The 19408-nt window shown below is 26.1% G+C and carries 17 protein-coding genes; 15 read left to right on the top strand and 2 right to left on the bottom strand.

Annotated elements, in window-relative coordinates; all coding sequences use genetic code 11:
* The 5 genes from AVBRAN9333_RS07275 to AVBRAN9333_RS07255 all read left to right on the top strand — a co-directional run.
* Window positions 1-3520 (top strand): glycosyltransferase (locus AVBRAN9333_RS07275; protein WP_336609702.1); only part of this gene is annotated, 3520 nt, incomplete at its 5' end.
* A 12-nt stretch (window positions 3521-3532) separates the two neighbouring features.
* The gene (locus tag AVBRAN9333_RS07270) at window positions 3533-4795 is read left to right on the top strand and encodes a GT-D fold domain-containing glycosyltransferase (protein WP_336609701.1); all 1263 of its coding nucleotides are present in this window, start codon (window positions 3533-3535) and stop codon (window positions 4793-4795) included.
* A complete protein-coding gene (locus tag AVBRAN9333_RS07265) occupies window positions 4779-4961 on the top strand; it encodes a hypothetical protein (protein ID WP_336609700.1) in 183 nt (60 codons plus the stop codon). Before AVBRAN9333_RS07270 ends, AVBRAN9333_RS07265 begins: the two co-directional genes overlap by 17 nt.
* 99 nt (window positions 4962-5060) lie before the next feature.
* On the top strand, window positions 5061-6701 hold the full coding sequence (locus AVBRAN9333_RS07260; protein ID WP_336609699.1) for an SGNH/GDSL hydrolase family protein: 1641 nt from the start codon (window positions 5061-5063) through the stop codon (window positions 6699-6701).
* A gap of 480 nt (window positions 6702-7181) precedes the next feature.
* Window positions 7182-7391: a zinc ribbon-containing protein gene (locus AVBRAN9333_RS07255; protein ID WP_239802651.1), complete on the top strand. Its 210-nt coding sequence runs from the start codon at window positions 7182-7184 to the stop codon at window positions 7389-7391.
* Window positions 7392-7407: 16 nt separating this feature from the next.
* Here the strand turns inward: AVBRAN9333_RS07255 and AVBRAN9333_RS07250 are convergent, their stop codons facing one another.
* Together AVBRAN9333_RS07250 and aspS are read right to left on the bottom strand one after the other, a co-directional pair.
* On the bottom strand, window positions 7408-9339 hold the full coding sequence (locus tag AVBRAN9333_RS07250; RefSeq protein ID WP_239802650.1) for a capsular polysaccharide biosynthesis protein: 1932 nt from the start codon (window positions 9337-9339) through the stop codon (window positions 7408-7410).
* 31 nt (window positions 9340-9370) lie between these two features.
* Entirely contained in the window at window positions 9371-11128 is a 1758-nt protein-coding gene (gene aspS / locus AVBRAN9333_RS07245; protein ID WP_336609698.1) for an aspartate--tRNA ligase, read from the bottom strand.
* An 87-nt stretch (window positions 11129-11215) separates the two neighbouring features.
* Here aspS and AVBRAN9333_RS07240 point away from each other — a divergent pair, with 87 nt between their 5' ends.
* From AVBRAN9333_RS07240 to yihA, 10 genes are read left to right on the top strand one after another with little or no spacing between them, the layout of a single operon-like run.
* Window positions 11216-12052 (top strand): NAD(+)/NADH kinase, encoded by an 837-nt coding sequence (locus AVBRAN9333_RS07240; protein WP_336609697.1) that lies wholly within the window; start codon window positions 11216-11218, stop codon window positions 12050-12052.
* Window positions 12049-13569 carry an AAA family ATPase gene (locus AVBRAN9333_RS07235; RefSeq protein ID WP_214150367.1) on the top strand — a complete coding sequence of 507 codons (1521 nt, stop codon included), beginning with the start codon at window positions 12049-12051 and terminating at the stop codon, window positions 13567-13569. The genes AVBRAN9333_RS07240 and AVBRAN9333_RS07235 overlap by 4 nt, the downstream gene beginning before the upstream one ends.
* A complete protein-coding gene (locus tag AVBRAN9333_RS07230) occupies window positions 13566-14813 on the top strand; it encodes a GGDEF domain-containing response regulator (RefSeq protein WP_214117982.1) in 1248 nt (415 codons plus the stop codon). Before AVBRAN9333_RS07235 ends, AVBRAN9333_RS07230 begins: the two co-directional genes overlap by 4 nt.
* A gap of 2 nt (window positions 14814-14815) precedes the next feature.
* The gene (locus AVBRAN9333_RS07225) at window positions 14816-15571 is read left to right on the top strand and encodes a TatD family hydrolase (RefSeq protein WP_336609696.1); all 756 of its coding nucleotides are present in this window, start codon (window positions 14816-14818) and stop codon (window positions 15569-15571) included.
* Entirely contained in the window at window positions 15568-16650 is a 1083-nt protein-coding gene (locus AVBRAN9333_RS07220) for a lytic transglycosylase domain-containing protein (RefSeq protein WP_336609695.1), read from the top strand. The genes AVBRAN9333_RS07225 and AVBRAN9333_RS07220 overlap by 4 nt, the downstream gene beginning before the upstream one ends.
* Window positions 16647-17402: a septal ring lytic transglycosylase RlpA family protein gene (locus AVBRAN9333_RS07215; protein ID WP_336609694.1), complete on the top strand. Its 756-nt coding sequence runs from the start codon at window positions 16647-16649 to the stop codon at window positions 17400-17402. Before AVBRAN9333_RS07220 ends, AVBRAN9333_RS07215 begins: the two co-directional genes overlap by 4 nt.
* A 2-nt stretch (window positions 17403-17404) precedes the next feature.
* On the top strand, window positions 17405-17881 hold the full coding sequence (locus AVBRAN9333_RS07210; RefSeq protein WP_214117989.1) for a KdsC family phosphatase: 477 nt from the start codon (window positions 17405-17407) through the stop codon (window positions 17879-17881).
* 38 nt (window positions 17882-17919) lie between these two features.
* Window positions 17920-18372 (top strand): LPS export ABC transporter periplasmic protein LptC, encoded by a 453-nt coding sequence (gene lptC / locus AVBRAN9333_RS07205; protein WP_336609693.1) that lies wholly within the window; start codon window positions 17920-17922, stop codon window positions 18370-18372.
* Window positions 18357-18809 (top strand): lipopolysaccharide transport periplasmic protein LptA, encoded by a 453-nt coding sequence (gene lptA, locus AVBRAN9333_RS07200; protein WP_214117992.1) that lies wholly within the window; start codon window positions 18357-18359, stop codon window positions 18807-18809. Before lptC ends, lptA begins: the two co-directional genes overlap by 16 nt.
* Complete coding sequence (yihA, locus tag AVBRAN9333_RS07195; protein WP_214117994.1) at window positions 18806-19384, top strand: ribosome biogenesis GTP-binding protein YihA/YsxC; 579 nt, start codon at window positions 18806-18808, stop codon at window positions 19382-19384. The genes lptA and yihA overlap by 4 nt, the downstream gene beginning before the upstream one ends.
* The last annotated feature ends 24 nt before the right edge of the window (window positions 19385-19408 follow it).

Raw genomic sequence — 19408 nt, 5'->3', positions numbered from 1 at the left:
TCGCATCTTTGTTGTTAGCAGGATAAATTGTGGAGTAGGGTATTCAAGAAATGAGGGGATACAAAAAGCAAAAGGGGAATTTTTAGCATTCATTGATCCTGATGATTATTATCCAGACAATAATGTGATTTTAATTTTATATCAAAAAGCAATTTTAAATAATGTACTAATTTGTGGCGGATCGTTATTGATATACGATGAAAATAAAAAAGAGTGCTATCAAAAGGATAACAATAAAGATTTATTTAAATATGATGGGATAATGGACTATTCAGACTATCAGTTTGATTATGGCTTTCAAAGGTTTATTTATAGTAGAAAGATGGTTTTAAAAAATAATATATTTTTTCCAAATTATAAAAGATATCAAGATCCTATTTTTATGATTAAGGCTATGGATTGTGCAAAAAAAATATATGTTGTAAAATCTCATACTTATACTTACAGAATGGAGCATAAAACAGTCACTTGGGACAATAGTAGAGTAATTGATATTTTGAACGCATTTTTAGAAATTTTAGATTATACAAATAAGAATAATTTAAATAAACTTTACGATTTAAGCCTAATGAGATTGAAAAAGGAGTATTGGGGAAAGATTAAAAATGTAGACAATGATGACATAAATTTAGTCAAACAAAAATTAGTTGAACTTTCACTTAAAAGATATTGCAAAATTTATACTAACTTAGAGAAAGCAAAAGTTTCTATAATTATTCCTATATTTAATGTATCTAAGTATTTACAAGAATGTTTAAATTCTATAACTAGTCAGACTTTTGATTATATTGAAATTATTTGCGTTAATGATGGCTCAAGTGATAATTCTTTAGATATATTAAATGATTTTGCAAATAGGCATAGAAATATTAAAATAATTGATAAGATTAATACAGGATATGGAAATTCTATGAACTGTGGTTTACGTGTTGCTAATAGTGAATATATAGGCATAGTTGAACCTGATGATTTCATAGCTTTAGATATGTATAAAAGACTTTATAAAGTCGCTAAAGAAAATGATTTGGATGTATTAAAATCAAACTATTATATATACAAAAACAATGTTAGTACTCTAAATAAAGTTATAAATGATAATTGTTATAACAAAATTTTTAATGGAGTTAATGATAAAGATAAGCTAGGTTTTGTGATAAACCCAACAGGAATATTTAAAAAAGTTTTTTTAGATAGCAATTATATTACTTTCAATGAAACTCCAGGAGCATCACATCAAGATATAGGATTTGATTATTGTACCACTTATTTAGCAGATAAAATAATGTATTTAGATGAAGCTTTTTACTATTACAGACAAGATAATGAAGAAGCTTCAATGTTTAAAAAATCTTGTGTTTATACTATCTTCTTGGAGCAACAACATGTATTTAACATTATGAAAAAAAATAGTAAGTTTCAATACCTATATAATATCTTGTTGTTAAGAAAATATAATTCTTATATTTACTTTTATAAAAATAGGATTTCTTTAAAAGATAGGGGAATTTTTAGAAAATTACTTAAAGATGAGTGTATGCAGGATAAAATATTTAGTGTAGATCTAATTGATATTAAAGTTGTAGAACAAATAAAAAATATAGTTTTTTCTAAAAATTATATACCAGTTATTTTTGCGACTAATGACTATTATGTGGATTATTTGAGAGTAGCTTTGAAATCATTATCTAATACTGTAAATAATAATGATGAATATCATATATTTATTTTTTATAGTAACTTAAAAAAAGATAGTATGGATAAGATTTTTAATACAAAAATAAAAGATAATATATATATAGAATTTATAGATGTTTTTAATTATATTCAGCAATATAATTTATATAGTACAAATCATTTCAGTATAGAGATGTATTATAGAATTTTAGCTCCTGAAATCCTTAAAAGTTATGAAAAAATTATTTACTTAGATTGTGATATTCTTATAAAAGGTGACATATCTGAATTTTATAATATTGATTTAGAAGGTAATATATTAGGTGCTATCATCAATCCTGTAGATAAGTATGAAAAAAAAATAAAACAATTAAATATGAACAAAAATGAATATATTAATTCTGGTGTATTGTTGATTGATACAAAAAAATTTATAATTGAAAAAATTAAAAATAAATGTTTTGAATTAATTGATAAGTATAGAGATTTAGAATATCCAGATCAAGATTTGTTAAATATGGCTTGTCAAGGTCGTAAGAAATTATTAGAAATCATATGGAACTATCAATGGAATTATTTATTTTTTAATCAAAATATATTTTTAGAAGAAAAAAAATTAGTAAAATATGCAAAAATAATTCATTATAACACAGATTTGAAGCCTTGGAATATTAAAAATATAGAACAATATGATTTTAATATTAGAGAATTGTATTATGAATGGATGAAAATTGCAGAAAAAGAAATAAATTTTAAATCAAATAATTTTGATAATTTTAATATTAAGGATGAATATTTAACATATTTAAGTGTATTAAGTTCAAGTCGTATTGATGTAAAAAATTTTGGTATTAACAAAAACAATATTGATATTATTCAAAAGATAAATAAACATATAAGTATATCAACAGAAAAAAGTAACGGTTATAGTATTTTTGGCAATAATAATATTATTGAATTTATAATAATCAATAGTGGCCTACTTGTTATAGATTTATTTTGTGATAATGAAAATATTATTTATAATCAGATTAAAATAAATGGTAAAAATCTTTTGCAAAAGCCATTAAATATTACTAAAAATACTTCATATAAGATAAAAAAATATGTATTAAATAAACAAATAATTAAATTAGAAGTAGATTATATTGGTAGTAAATATTTTAAAATTAATATAAGAAATGTGAGAACATATAAAAACAATATAAGATTGTTAAATCATAGTTCAAATATAAGTATAAGTACCCCTAGCTGGTTTGCAGATAATAATGGTATAGGAGCAATTTTAGCTAGTAAAAACTATAAAGATAGTTTTCAAATTAAAACTAGATGTAATGGTAATTTAGTGTTTAAGTTTATGGGAATTTATAGAAAATATAATAATAAAATGATTCCTTTGTATGTCAACTATCAATCAATCAAGATAAATGGAAAAGAGATTTTAAGGGAGCCTATTACTACTTGGCATGATAAAGCTTTTACCTATGAAATGAAGGTTAAGGATAATGAGATGATAGACATAGAGGTAACCAAAGCACCATATCCTTATACTAAAAGTGAACTAAAAGAATTAATAATTAAGCTTTCTAGTGGAGTAGAGCCTAAAGATATAAATAATATTATTGAAAATATTATTAAAAACAGACTGGAGTATGAAAAATCAACTAAATTAAAACAACCAAATCGTATTTTCTCAATCACAAGAGAAAAATATAAAACAAGATATTATTTCTTAGGTTTGAAGTATGTAAAATTTAATACTAGACGAGAAATCCTAGACCTTATCAAAGAAGAAAACGCAAAGTTAATAAAAGAAATTGAACAATTAAAAGAAAAATTAAATTAAATAGAGGTAGATATGGAAGTTAGAGAATTAAAAGAAAAAATATATAAGACAATATCTAGTTATCGCTTAGATATATTAGCGACCGAGCTAAAAAATAATATAGATGGTAAAAATATAATTGAGTTTGTTGGTAATGATACAAACACAAAAATTATATATCCAGAGTGGTTAAACAAAATTAATTCAAAAGGTGCTATTATATTTAATAATATATTGGATGATAGTATTAAAATTAAAGTCAATTGCGATTGTAAATTAAAAATTAATTTAAAAAATAGTCTAATAATGCTAGATGATAGCCCGTACCCTATTTATGTAGTATATAAATCATTTAAAATTAATAAACAAGAAATGCTAGATGAAAAAGTAGCTTTATGGCATAATAAAAGTTTAGATATCATGTCAAATTTGTCTGCAAAAAAAGACGATATAGTAGAATTAGATTTAAAGTTAGAATTATATAGCTATAATAGGTCTGAATTACAAGACATTGCTAAAATTTTAAAAATACATACTGATAAGAATATCAATCAAGCTATTTTAGAAATTGTGCAAGAAATAAGTTCTTTCAATAACAAAGATAATCTAAATGAATATTTGATAAAAAAAATAATTTATTTAGAAAATGAATTACAAAATATTAAGACATATTTGCAACCAAAATTAAAAATTTTAAGTTTAGATTCTACAATGGATGAGCTTGTAAAATCAAATAGGTCATTAGTTAGATTTGGAGATGGAGAAATAGGTTTAATGTTTGGTAAATTTGAAGTTGGGTTTCAAAAATATAATTTACAACTATCAAATAGACTGATAGAAATAATTCAAAATAATAATGATAGTGTGTTTACTTGTATAAGTCCTCATTATAACAATTGTTATAGTTTTGATATTAAAGATGAATCTACTTGGTTACATTTTGTAGTAAAAACTAAAAGAGAATTATATAATACTATTGTAAATTATAATAAAAATTATGGGAATGCTGAGATAACAAGAAACGTAAGTAATGTATTGAAATTTAAAAATATATGGAAAGATAAAGATATAGTTATTGTCGAGGGTGAAGCAACAAGAATGGGCGTAGGTAATGATTTGTTGGATAATGTGAAAAGTATCAAAAGAATACTGTGTCCTAAAGAAAATGCTTTTGATAAATACGATGATATATTAAAAGCTTGCAATAAAATAGATAATAGTCATTTATTTTTAATAGCTTTAGGACCAACAGCTACGGTGTTAGCGTATGACTTAACTGTTGGGGGGGGGGTATAGAGCTCTTGATATAGGTCATTTAGATATAATTTATGAATGTTCCTTACGTGGATTTGGTCAAAGAGGTCCTGTACCTGGCAAGTATGTTAATGAAATAAATCAAAGGAATGTTCCGGAGTGTAAAGATAAAGATTATTTAAGTCAGATTGTTGAAATTATTAAATAAAAAAAGGAAATTAAATGAAGGTTTGTTTGATCGGTGGTAGTAATGGTGTAATGCTTGAAGGCTTGCAACGTGGTTTAAAGGATACTTTAAATTCTAATATTGTGGGGGGGGGGTAATCATGAATTTTTAAATTTATCTCTTGGGGGCCCAGGTTCTGCACATAGACTTTATGAACTAACACGCAATATTGATAAGATAAAAACTTTTGATTTGGTTATTATAGATGCTTATTTGAATGATTTTATTAAATATTTATATTCTAGATACAATATAAGCATGATAGAAAGAAATGCTCATTATCTTTATAATGAATTATCTAAATTAAAAACTAAAGTCGTATCTTTACTAATTTCTCAACCACTCTATGATGAAAATAATATCAATCATAAAGTTATTTATAACATACATAAATCCTATTGTAATTTGTATGATATTAGCGTTGTTGATATGCAACAATACATGATATCTAAAAATTTGTTTGAATTTTTTAAAAAACCAGATGCTAATCATCCTTTAAATAGTATAATGAGAAAAATAGGAGCTAATATAATTAAAAATTATAATTTAATTGATATGCCAAATCCTAATGATGTAAATTTATTAGATTTAGAATTCAAAATAATAAACTATGAAGATATATTTTCTAAAGATTCTGATTTGGTGCATAAAAATTCATGCTATTGTGAAAAGGTTTTAAGATTAAATAAAGATACTGAAATAGCAAAGTTATCAAAATATAGTGGTTGGTTTATAGTTGGTATACATACTTGGAATAAAGATGATAAATTATCTATAGTACCGGATAGATATTATGGGACATATTCATTGATAAAAATATCTAATGATAAAAATAATCTAGTAAAAGCGTTTTCGTATTTTAATCAATTCTCAACTGTTCAAAATGATTTTTTAATTGATAATAGTACAAAATTGCATTATTTTGACAATGAAAAAGAAGAAACTGAATGGGGTGAGCATACAAGTGCAACTTTTAACGATACTTGTAAAATAGATTTTTTAGATTTTATTTCTTTATTTTTATGTAGTAAATCTTTAAAATTAACTTTAGATGAAATATATGAGATTTATGCTAATGATATAATAGTCAACAAGGACTTGAGTAAAATATTGCCAGATGTAGATTTTGCAGTAGATGTGTCTAATGAATATTATGAAAAAGCAATTCAACATGAAAATAATGATAGCAAAGATCTAATAGAGATTAAAAAAATTTTAAAAACACTAAAAACTTTTAGAATTGATGTGTTTATGGAAAATAACCATCAAGAATTTGACACAAATTGTAGCAATGGAGTTGTAGTTGAATATCCTAAATGGTATGATGCATCAAATGGAAAGGGGATGATAATTTATAATAATAAAATAGAAACTAGTGATTTTAATTTAAAAATTAAAACGCATTTAAGTGGGAAAATATCATTTAAATTTTTATCGTCGTGTGTTAAAGATAAGGATAATAATTTTTTACCAATTTGGGTTACATATGACAAACTCACTATTAATTCAAAAACATATGATACTTTTTCTGCTTGGCACAACAAGCCAACAACAATAGAAATGGATTGTATTAATGGTGGAATTTTAGATATAAGTTTTAGGTTAAAATTCTATAAATATTCAGAACAAGACATATGTAATATTTTAAAAAAATGTTTTAGTATTGAAGATAACTTTGTTCAAAAGATTATTTATTCTTATATAAACTATGATGAAGAATAATAAATTAATATTTATTTTAGATCAGCTAATATAAAATTTAGCTGATTAAATTATTTATAATACGTGTTAGATTATAAAATACATTTGTTTTTGTCATTTGAATATTGAGGATATAAGGATAATCTTAGAGATTGGTTTATTGACGTTTAAGTGTATTTTATTGGTAATATTGAAAAATATTGATAGATAAAATTATTTATGGTTTGTCAGGTGTGAAAATATAAATGATTTTAGAAAATATTAATAATATTGATAAATATAATAAAATCTAATATTTCAATTTTTTAAGAAAATAGTAGTTTTTTTATATTTACTCATAAAATAGGTTACTTAAATGTGAGTATTTAATTATTGAATTATTGTGATTAGTCTCTTTTTAATAGTAAAGCATAAAATTACCGTATTTGGTATATAATTTTCAATATAAATATGATTAATAAATTGGTGTTGTATTTATATTATATCTATAAGGAGAAAAATATGAAAAAGAATAATATTCCTATTGGTTCAGATGTATCATCAGGTACTTATAAGTGTACTGTGTGTGGATATAAACTACCTGTGCAATCAGTAACAAGCTTACCGCCTTGCCCATTAATGAAAGTTAAACATCCTCGTGTAACAAATAAGTGGGACTGTTTATCTGGCGTTGGTGATGCACCAAAAGATCCGTATCCAACACGTAAATAGGTACTAAATAAGATTGTTATATTTTATCATTTGAGTTTTTACTGATAAGCACCCTAATTGTACTTGTAGATTTAGTTAAATTGGTAGATATAGGGTTTAAATATCTAGGATACAAGATAACAACCCCTATTATTAGCTCGTTAATGCTTAGTTTTCTTCCTCGATGGGATAGGATTTCTGGAGTTATGTTTTTATCAATGGTTAAACCCCAGCCAGCGTAAAATGGAGCCCCATAAGTTACTACTACTTTATCTCGGATAAGTGCATCATATCCTGCTGTTGATGTGATAGTATGAACCTCATCACAAGCTTTTATACAACTATCTATACTAATATCAGTTATAATTTCATCGCAATATTTTAAGATAATTTTCTCATCCTTAAGTCCTTTACGATTACCAGCTACTACATCAGGATGAACTTTATATATTATATAAGCCTCTGGATTTTCAGCTCTAACTTGCTTTATAAGTTTTAAAGTATCATATCCTAAACCACCACATTTGATAGATGCATCATCTTCAACTTGTGCTGGAATTAGTATTGTTTTTTGTTTTCTTTTTGGCAATTCTTGATGTTTTAAGCAATTGTATTTAGAAAATGAATTATCTAAAATTAGTTTTCTAATCTCTTTTGCTTCTTCTATTAACTCATCGCTAAAATTGGTATTTTTTAGGATATATTCTAATCTACTTGGAAGTTGAGGGTCAAAATAAATTCCCATATCATCAACTACTAATGAGTATGCTTTAGTAAGGTTTGAGCCAAGTCCAATTGAGCGTATAAAACCATCTTCTACTATGCTAACATTCTTAAAATACTTTTCGAGTTCATCTTTATCATATTTTTTACCCCATATAAATGCTTTATCGTTTTCTGTAACCTTATACCGCTTTAAGGCACTTAAAGAGTTCATGAAAATTATTTTATTATCAAATGATTTAAAAAAATGCTTTGTATGAGCTCTTTTCCATAAAGAAAACCCAAAGAAAAATAATCTCCCTGAATTAGCCTTATAAATTTCTCTAAATTGCACCATGGTTTTCATAGTATCAAAAATATCTGAAATATCTTCAGAGTAGGGATTATAATATTTCGTATATAAAAAATACATAGCATAAAATATTTCTTCAATATTTCTTATTTTTATTCTACGCTCACATTTTTGTTTATCTTTTGTAATTCCCCATCCTGCATAAAAAGGCATTCCATAGCACACGCATTCACACCCACAAAGTAAAGCTTCAAACCCCATTGTTGAAGTTTTTGTATAAACCTTTTTAAAGTTTTTAAGTAAAATTATTGGATTATAACTATCGCTTATAATCTCGCATTCTTGTGGAATTTCATTTATATTTATATCGCTTTGTTTTTTGCTGCTTAGTACATCTGGATGAATTTTTATATATATTTTAGAATTAGGGTTTTCTTTAATTGCATCTTTAATCATATCAAGTGAATTAATATTATTAGCTAAACCATATTTAAGTGATAGATCATTTGCACTCTGTAAAATCACTAAAACATTATCTTTATTCCCTAATTTAAATTCTTTGTAAGCATTGTTATATTTGCTTATATTATTATCTACTAGATATTTGATAGCTTTTTTTGCTTGCTCTAATTCATCTTCGCTAAACTCGTAAGTATTTAAAATATTTTCTAATCTACTAGCAGCGGTTGCATCGTAATAAATCCCAATATCATCAAATACTAGTGAAAAGCTATTTTTATCATTAATGCCAAGCCCTAAAGAGCGAATAAGCCCATCTTCAAGTAAGCAAAATTTAGCATTATTTTTTTTAGCTAAATTCTTGGCTATTCTTCCACTTTCCTTTCTTCCCCAGCCATAATAAACACCATTGCAACTTGCATCACGCCAAGAAAGATTTAAAAAGTTTTTAACATTTTTACGAAGTTTATATTGTTTAAAATATCTAATTAACATAGGATAAAAACCCCTTTTTTAGGGGTAAAAATTATTTTTTACTTTCTTTTAGTGCAATGTGTAATTCATTTAGCTGTGCATAAGCAACTTTGCTTGGTGCGTCAGTCATTAGACATTGCGCTCTTTGAGTTTTAGGGAATGCTATTACATCTCTAATTGAGCTAGATTTTGTAACTAGCATTAATAATCTATCAAGCCCTATTGCAAATCCACCATGACTAGGTGCTCCATAGCTTAATGCATCTAGTAAAAAGCCAAATTTTTCTTTTTGTTCATCTTCGCTAATTCCAAGTAATTTAAATACTTTTTGTTGAATATCGCTTCTATGAATTCTTATACTTCCACCACCAAGCTCAACTCCGTTTAATACTATATCATAAGCAACAGAACTTATTTCATCAATTGGTGCATCGATATTTTTTGGCATTGTGAATGGATGATGCATTGCCGAATAGCTTCCATCATCATTTTGCTCAAACATAGGAAAGTCAACAACCCATAAAAACTCAAATTTATTTTCATCAATAATCTTTAATTCATTCGCTAAGAATAATCTAAATCTTCCCATATAATCTAAAACGGTTTTTTTAGCACCAACGCCAAAGAATACTACATCTCCTACGCTAAAATCAGCTTTTTCTTTTAAGAAATTTATAAGTTCAGCGCCTTCATCATCAAAAAATTTAGTTAATGGTCCTTTTGGTCCATCTTCTTTCATTTGAATAAACGCTAGACCTTTAGCACCAAATTTTCTAACATATTCTTCAAATCCTTGCATTTGGCGTTTTGAAAAAATATTATCTCCATTTTTAACAACAATTGCTTTTACACGATTTTTCTTAGTATCTTTTGCAGGTTCGCTAAAAATAGCATTATTTGACTTTGCAAAAATGTGTGCAACATCAATCATTGGCATATCAAATCTTAAATCAGGTTTATCACTTCCATAAAGCTCCATTGCTTCATTATAGGTCATTCTTTTTACTTTAAGAGGCATTGTAATGCCAACACTTGCAAATGTTTCTCTTAAGAAAGTTTCAGCATTTTGCATAACCATTTCTTGGTCGCAAAAACTCATCTCAACATCTATTTGAGTAAATTCAGGTTGTCTATCAGCTCTTAAATCTTCATCTCTAAAGCATTTTGCAATTTGAAAGTATTTATCAAACCCAGCAACCATTAAAAGTTGTTTGAATAATTGTGGGCTTTGTGGTAACGCATAAAATTCGCCTTCATGTACACGAGATGGAACTAAATAATCTCTTGCACCTTCAGGTGTAGCTTTTGTTAAAATCGGAGTTTCTACTTCCATAAAGCCTAATTTTGTTAAAGCATTTCTAGCTGCTGTTGTAATGATTGAACGCTTTTTAAAATTATCTAATAATTTAGGATTTCTAAGACTTAAAAATCTATATTTTAGTCTTAATTCTTCATTAACATTTAAATCATTTATATCAAAAGGTAGCGCTTTTGCACTATTAATTAGTTCAATTTCGCTACATACTATTTCAATTTCTCCGGTTTTTAGTCTTGGATTTACTAAACCTTCGCCTCTAGCTCTAATCTTACCTTTAGCACTTATTACATACTCATCTCTTAAGCTACTTGCTATTTCGTGAGCATTTTTGTTTATTTCAGGATCACATACTAATTGAATAATACCTTCTTTATCTCTTAAATCTAAAAATACAACTCCACCATGGTCGCGGTAGCTATTTACAAATCCAGCTACAACTACTTCTTCATCAATGTTTTTAATGCTAAGCTCAGTGCTATAATGTGTTCTCAATTTTTTTCCTTAACATGAATTTTTATTAAATTAATTGATTTTTACTCAAAAATTGTAAATTTATAATAAAAAGAATAAGAAAAGATTATGAAAAATAAAGAAATTAAAAAAATAATTATATTTTGCAAATTAGGTTTAGAAGATAGTAGCGAATTAAAAAGTATTAAAAACTATTTAGATAATAAAAATATTTCACATATTACTTATGTAAATGATAGAAAAAACGAAATAGAATTTGATTTAGAAAATGTGGGATTATTAATATCTTTAGGTGGAGATGGAAATATAATTTCAGCTTGTAGATATTTAGCAAATTCTAATATTCCTGTGTTTGGAGTAAATGCCGGTAATTTAGGCTTTTTAACGGAGTTTAAAACTACAGAATTTGAAACCGGTATGAATGAGTTTTTAAGTGGTTCATATAAACTTGAGCGACCATTTTTACTAAGTGTTCAAATAAAGCTAAATAATGGCAAAATCTTACAAAAATATGCTTTTAATGACGCAGTATTTAATAGAGCAAATCATTTATTATTAGCGGATATAAAAACGAGTTTTAAAGGAGATATTTTTAATAACTATAATGCCGATGGGCTTATAATCTCCACTCCTTCAGGCTCAACTGCTTATAATCTTAGTGCAGGCGGCTCAATTATTTATCCATTAAGCCGTGTTTTTATGCTAACTCCAATTTGTTCTCATTCGCTTACTCAAAGACCAATAGTATTACCTAAAAGTTTTTTTATTGATATTATAAGTGCAAATTGCACTTTAAGTATAGATGGGCAAGAAGTATTTAATAAAGATGAATTTAAAAGCGTTAGAATAGGGCTTAGTAATGTAAGAGCAAATATCATTAGGCGTAAAAATAGCTCTTATTTTAGGGTTTTAAATGAAAAGCTTAATTGGGGAGAAGTAAGATGATAGAAAGATTATATTTTACAAATAATATAACTTTTGATGAACTTAACTTAGAATTTAAAAATGGTCTTATAGTTTTTACAGGTTCTAGTGGAGCTGGAAAATCAGTGATTTTTAAAAGCATATTAGCAGCTTTTGGAATTTTTGAAAGCAGTGCAAGTCTTTTAGAAATTAGCATAGATGATAAGATAAATGATGAAAGTATAGAAAATTCTAATCCAAATGTTTTTAGGGTTAAAAAGGATAAAGTTACTAGATATTTTATAAACAATCAAGCAGTTTCAAAAAAGATTATGAGTGAGCTAAATGCTAGTAATATTCGCTATTTATCGGCTAAAAATTATGATGATTTTGAGCCAAATTATTTATTAAAAATGTTAGATTTAATCATAGTTAAAAAAGAACAAAATTATGAAAATACTTTAAATGAATATAAAAATAATTTTAAAAAATTAGATGAATTAGAAAAAGAATACAAAAAATTATGTGAAGATGAAAATAAAATCAATGATTTAAAAGAATTATTAAGCTTAGAAATTAAAAAAATTAAAGATATAAATCCAAAAATAGGCGAATATGAAAAATTATTAGATATTAAAACCAAGCTTTCAAAAAGAGATAAAATAGAACAAGCTTTAAGAAAATCAGAAGGCATTTTTGCCTATGAGAGCAGTGTTTTAGAGCTTTTAAGGTTAGCTAATATTGATAGTGAATTTTTTGTAAGTGCTATGAATGAATTAAATGATATTTATAATGATTTAAATAATGATAGTAGTGAGTTAGATATTGAAGAGATTTTAAATAGATTAGAAAAGCTTCATTATCTAGTAAAGCGTTATGGAAGCGTTGAAGATGCGTTAAATATACTCAAAGATAAAGAAAAAGAATTAAATATTTATGAAAATATTGATTACGAAAAAGACAATATTGAAAAAGAGCTTAAAACTCTAAAAAATAAGCTTATAAGCGATGCGAAAGCTATATCAAAAATAAGATTAATTTACCTTAATGAACTTGAGTGTAAAATTAATGATTATCTAAATTTGTTATACTTAGACAAAATTGCTCTTAGGTTAGTGGAATTTGAACTAGGAATTAACGGCATAGATAGATTTGAAATCAGTTTAAATAAAGCAGGTTTTAAAGAGATTAGCTCGGGCGAGTTAAATAGATTAAGACTTGCATTTTTGGCTAGTTTTGCTGATTTTATTGATTATGCGAATGGTTATATATTTTTAGATGAGATAGATGCTAATTTAAGCGGAAAAGAGGCCATTAGTATTGCAAATGTAATTAGTAAATTAAGTAAGCATTATCAAATATTTGTAATAACTCATATGCCTTGGATTTGTGCAAAAGCAAATCAGCATTTTTTAGTAAGTAAAGAAAACAATAAAAGCTTTGCAAGAGAGCTTAGAAAAGATGAAGTAGCAAATGAACTTGCAAGAATGATTAGTGATGAGAATATCAGCCAATCAGCCTTAGATTTTGCAAAAACCATATTAGAAGGAAAAGAATGAAATTACTATTAGTAGATGACAATAAGATGTTAGCTAAAGCAATAGCAAAAAAAGTTAGTGGCGCATTAAATTGCGAATTTGATGTAGCTTATGATTTTGCAGAGGCTAAAGAGTTGCTAGATAATAATCAGTATTTTGCTGCATTACTTGATTTATGTTTGCCTGATGCTATGCATGGTCAAGTTGTTGATTATGCTCTATCTAAGAAAATTCCAAGTATTATTCTAACTGGACTTGATGATGACGCTACAAGAAAAAGTTTTATGGATAAAGACATTGTTGATTATGTGTTAAAAGAAGGTAGCGAATGTGTTGATTATATAATAGATATTATTGAACGCTTACAAAGAAACGAAAATACAAAAATTATAGTGGCTGAAGATTCAATGGCTATGAGAAATATTATTAAAAATATTTTGCAAGCTTACAAATTCCAAGTTTTCCCAGCAGCTCACGGAGCTGAAGCATTAGGATATTTAGAACAACACCCTGATGTAAAACTTATTTTAACAGACAAAGAAATGCCAGCAGTTTCTGGTGAAGAGCTTATAAAAGAAGTTAGAAAATCTTATAATAAAAATCAATTAGGAATAATAGTTTTAACAGCTCACGGAAGTGATGATGTTGGTGCTAGAATGCTAAAAACCGGAGCAAATGATTTTATTCAAAAGCCATTCTCAAGAGAGAATATTATTTGTAGGATTAATAATAGTATAGATTTAATTTATTATTCAGAACAACTAAAAGAAAGTGCTGAAAAGGACTTTTTAACAAAATTAAATAATAGAAAAAGCTTTTTTGAGGCTAGCAAAGAATATTATTCAAAAATCAATGATGATGTTGATTTTGCTGTATTAATGATAGATATAGATAAATTTAAAAACATTAACGATACACTAGGTCATGCTGCAGGAGATAGCGTTATTGTTCAATGTGGTCAGACTCTACTTGAACAAGTTAAGGGTGGGGATATGGTTGCTAGATTTGGTGGCGAAGAATTTTGTTTATTAATTAAAAATATTAAGAAAGAAGACGCTATTAAAATGGCAGTGAAAATTAGAAGTGCAATTAAATCAACTCCTGCTATGTATCTTGATAAACCAATTAATTTCACAGCTTCAATAGGAGTTGCAGTAGGCTCTAAAAAATCAGAAATAGAAGAAATGATTAAAAAAGCTGATGAAGCTTTATACGACGCTAAAAGAAATGGTCGTGATAGAGTTGAAGTTTATGAAGGCGAATAATAGTGATAATTGATACTCATACGCATTTAGATGATGAAAGATATGATAATATCTTAGATGAAGTTTTGCTTAATGCTAGCAATGAAGAAGTAAAACTTCATATTATTCCAGGTGCTGATATAAAAACATTACAAAAAGCTCGTGATATTTCACATAAATATGATAATGTATATTTTGCTGCCGGAGTTCATCCTTATGATATACAAGATTTTGATTTAGACTACTTAAAGAGTTTTTTAGAAGATAGTAAATGTGTTGCAATAGGAGAATGTGGTTTAGATTATTATAAAAATCCTAGCGAAGAAGAAAAAAATCTACAAAAAGAAGTATTCAAAAAACAGATTGAACTATCAATTGAAAGAAAACTACCATTAATAATACATATAAGAGATGCAAATGCTGATTCTTTAGAAATATTAAAGGCTTATAAAGAAGCTTTTGGAGTATTGCATTGTTTTAATGCAAGTCCAATTCTATTGGAATTAAGCGATAGATTTTATTATGGAATTGGAGGAGTGCTTACATTTAAAAATGCAAAAAACTTAGTTGAAATCTTACCTAAAATCAAAACAGATAGATTACTTATAGAAACTGATTCGCCTTATCTTACCCCGCATCCACACAGGGGGACTTTAAATGAGCCAAAATATTGCAAATTGGTTGCACAAAAAATGGCAGAAATACTAAATAAATCAATTGAGGAGATAGAAGAACTTACAACAAATAACGCAAAAAAATTATTTAAAGGATTAATTTGAAAAAATTTATATTATTAATAGTTACAAGTATTTGTTTATATGCGAATTTTTCAGTAGATAAATACGATAAACAAGAAAAAATCTTAAAAAGTATTGATGTAGATTTAAGATATTTACAAGACCAATCTTTTATGGAAATTTTTTACGATATGAGTGAAAGAGAAGTGCTTTATTTTACAAAAGTATTGAATGAAGCTAATATGAATATTCCAATTATTAAAGCAATTTTAAAAAAAGAAGGTGTTCCTGATGTTTTTTTATATCTTGCTATGGTTGAGAGTAATTTTAAAACAGATGCTAAATCTGGAGTAAAAGCTACAGGTGTTTGGCAATTTATGGAACCTACTGCTAAGAATTTTGGTCTAAAAATTGACAAATTTATTGATGAAAGAAAAGATGTTGTAGCTGCTAGTGTTGCTGCTGCAAAATATTTGCATAGGCTAAAAGATGAATTTGGTAAATGGTATTTAGCTATTTTTGCTTACAATTGTGGAAATGGCTGTGTTAGAAAAGCTATTAAAAATGCAGGTAGTGATGAATTAAGTGTATTATTAGATGAAGACCAAAAATATTTACCTAAAGAAACAAGAAGATTTTTCAAAAAGATTTTAAGTACTAGTTTAATAGCAGAAAATGATATTGCTAAGTATGGTGATATTTATTTGTTAAATCAAGTTATGGCACTTAATATAGGTAAAGTTGATGTAAAACCAAAAGAAAGTTTATCATCAATTGCTAGAAAAGCTGGGATTAGCTTAAGTGAATTTAAAGATTTAAACCCACAATTTAAAGGCAATTTTGCACCACCTTATAATTATTATGCTTATTTACCAATAGAAAAGATAGCAGCTTATAAAGATAACTCAAATCCTATTAAGTATGCTAAAAATAATGTAAAAAATGTAATAAGCTATAGGGTAAAACAAGGTGATACAATATATGCAATAGCTAAGAAAAATGGTGTTTCTACAAATGCTTTAAGAGCTTATAATAATTTAAAAGATGATAGAATTGGAATTAATCAAACTTTATTAATTCCTGTATTAGTATATGATGATAGTAAGGAGGCTAAAAATTGAAAAAATATTTAGTTTTCGCTAGTTTTTTATTTTTATTTGCTGCTTGTTCAACTACAAGTAGCTTAAACCAAAATTATAATTATGGAGTAGCTAAACCAAATACTCCAGCTACAATGAGACCTTATACAATAAATGGTAAGACTTATTATCCAAGTAAGGTTGATATTGGAGATACTGAAACTGGTATTGCTAGTTGGTATGGCCCAGGTTTTCATGGTAAAAAGACTTCAAATGGAGAAACTTTTAATACAAATTCTATGACAGCAGCTCATAAAACTTTACCTATGAATACAATGGTTAGAGTTGATAATTTAGAAAATGGAAAAAGTGTTGTAGTAAGAGTTAATGATAGAGGGCCATTTGTTGCTGGAAGAATTATTGATTTATCAAATCGTGCAGCGCATGAAATAGATATGACTAAAAAAGGCACTGCAAGGGTAAAATTAACTATATTAGGCTTTAATCAAGACAATATTAAACCTCAAATATCTAATACAAATTCCAACATTCAAAATAGTGTAAATAGTATTATGGGTGGAGATTTTATGATACAAATAGGAGCGTTTAAAAGCTCTGTAAATGCTTATAATTTAGCAAAAAGATATGCAAATTATAAAGGTTATACAAGTAAAGTATTAAATTCTAGCGATGGATTTTATAGAGTGTTTTTAAAAGGCTTTAGAAGTGAAGAAGAAGCAAAGGATTTTATAAACTTAGCTAATTTTCTAGGTTCATTTATATTTAGGGAGTAAGAATGATTAAATTAGTTATTTTAGATATTGATGGATGTTTAAGTGATGGTAAAATTATTTATTCTCCTAATGCTGATTTGATTAAAGAATTTAATGTAAAAGATGGAGCTGCTATTTTAAAAGCTAAAGAATTGGGTATAAAATTTGCAATTATTACAGGAAGAAGTTCTGAAGTTGTTTTAAATAGGGCAAGAGATTTAGGCATTGAATATGTATATTGTGGTATTAAGGATAAGCTAAGTTGTGCTAAAACATTACTGAAAGATTTAAATATTACTTTTGATGAAGTTGCTGCAATAGGGGACTATTATAACGATTTAGACCTTTTAAAATCTGTTAAGCTACCTTTTATTCCTAAAGATGGGGCAAAAATTTTTGGAAGAATTTTAAATACAAAAGGTGGATATGGTTGTGTGCATGAAATGCTTGAAATTATTGTAAAAGAAAATAATCAATTAAAGCAGTGGATTAAGTGTTAATAAAAACTTTTAATATTATTTTAGTTTCTATGCTATCTATGCTTTTTTTTATAATAATACAAAAGCCTTATGATATTGATAAGATGAATTATCAACTTGATTTTAAAAGTCTTGAAGCTAATTATATTATTGGTTATGAGCTTAGCAATAAGCTTGAAAAAATAGCTTATGCTAAGCAATATTACAAAATAAATAATCAAGATAATTTGATAGATTTGAGTATAAATGATTTAGAAAAGCATTTAAGTAGTAATAAGGCAACTAAAGAAAATAATATTATAGTATTAAATGGCGATGTTAAATATAAAGATAATCTAATTAAGCTTGAAAGCGATGTATTAAATTATTCAATAAATGAAAAAATCTTAAGCTCTTTGAGTAAAACTAAAGTAACCTATAATAATAGTTTAATTAATGCTAATTCTTTTAGTTATAATTTAAATTCTTCAGATTTATTATTAAAAGAGGTTGATTTATGTATAGAAAAATAGTTATTTTATTATTATCTTTATGTAGTTTATATGCTGAAAAAATTGAGATTAATGCAAAAATTTTTGAAGGTAATAAAGATAATCAAACTGGGGTATTTAGCAAAGATGTTAGCATAAGGCAAGGTAAAGATTATTTAAATTGTCAAATATTGACAATAAGAACAAATAAGGATAATAAAATTGCTAGCTATGAAGCACAATATGTAACAAGTTTTTCTATAAGTTTAAATAAAGATAATTTCAAAGGCAAAGCAGATAAGATTGTTTATGATGTAAATAAAAATACTTATGAGCTTATAGGGAATGTTAAAATTACAGAAAATAACAAAGAATTATCAGCAGATTATATTTATATAAACCAAAATGATGGAACATATAAAGTAAAAAGCGATAAAGCTAATAAGCCAGTTAAATTAATTTTTGAGATAGCAAAATGAATATAGTAAGTGCAAAATTTTTAATATCTTGTGAAAAATATTTTCAAACACAAGAATATAATTTAGGTGAAATTGCTTTTTTAGGTCGTTCTAATGTAGGTAAAAGCTCTTTAATAAATGCTTTAGCAAATCACAAAGGTCTTGCAAAATCATCTTCAACTCCAGGAAAAACTCAATTAATTAATTTTTTTGAAGTTACATTTGCGGATAAAAACAAATTGATTTTAATAGATTTACCAGGTTTTGGATATGCAAGGGTTTCTAAGGATAAAAAAGCTGCTTGGAACAAGAATTTAAATGAATTTTTACAAAAAAGAAAAGAAATAAAATGCTTTATTCATTTAATAGACTCAAGACACGATGATTTAGATATAGATGAAGGTGTTTATGAATATTTACAAGATTTTATGAATGAAAATCAAATTTATATAAAGGTTTTTACAAAAATTGATAAATTAAATCAGAGTGAATTTTCAAAGCTAAAATCAAAATATAAAGATGCAATTTATGTATCAAGTGCTAGTAAAAAAGGTATAGATAAATTGCAGGAAAAAATATATGAGTTTATTAAATGAAAGAACGAGTTGGGTTAAGCTATT

This window comes from Campylobacter sp. RM9333 (assembly GCF_020137705.1).
Lineage (GTDB): Bacteria > Campylobacterota > Campylobacteria > Campylobacterales > Campylobacteraceae > Campylobacter_E.
The sequence above is the reverse complement of the archived record's forward strand: the minus strand, read 5'-3'. Positions and strand labels throughout refer to the sequence as shown.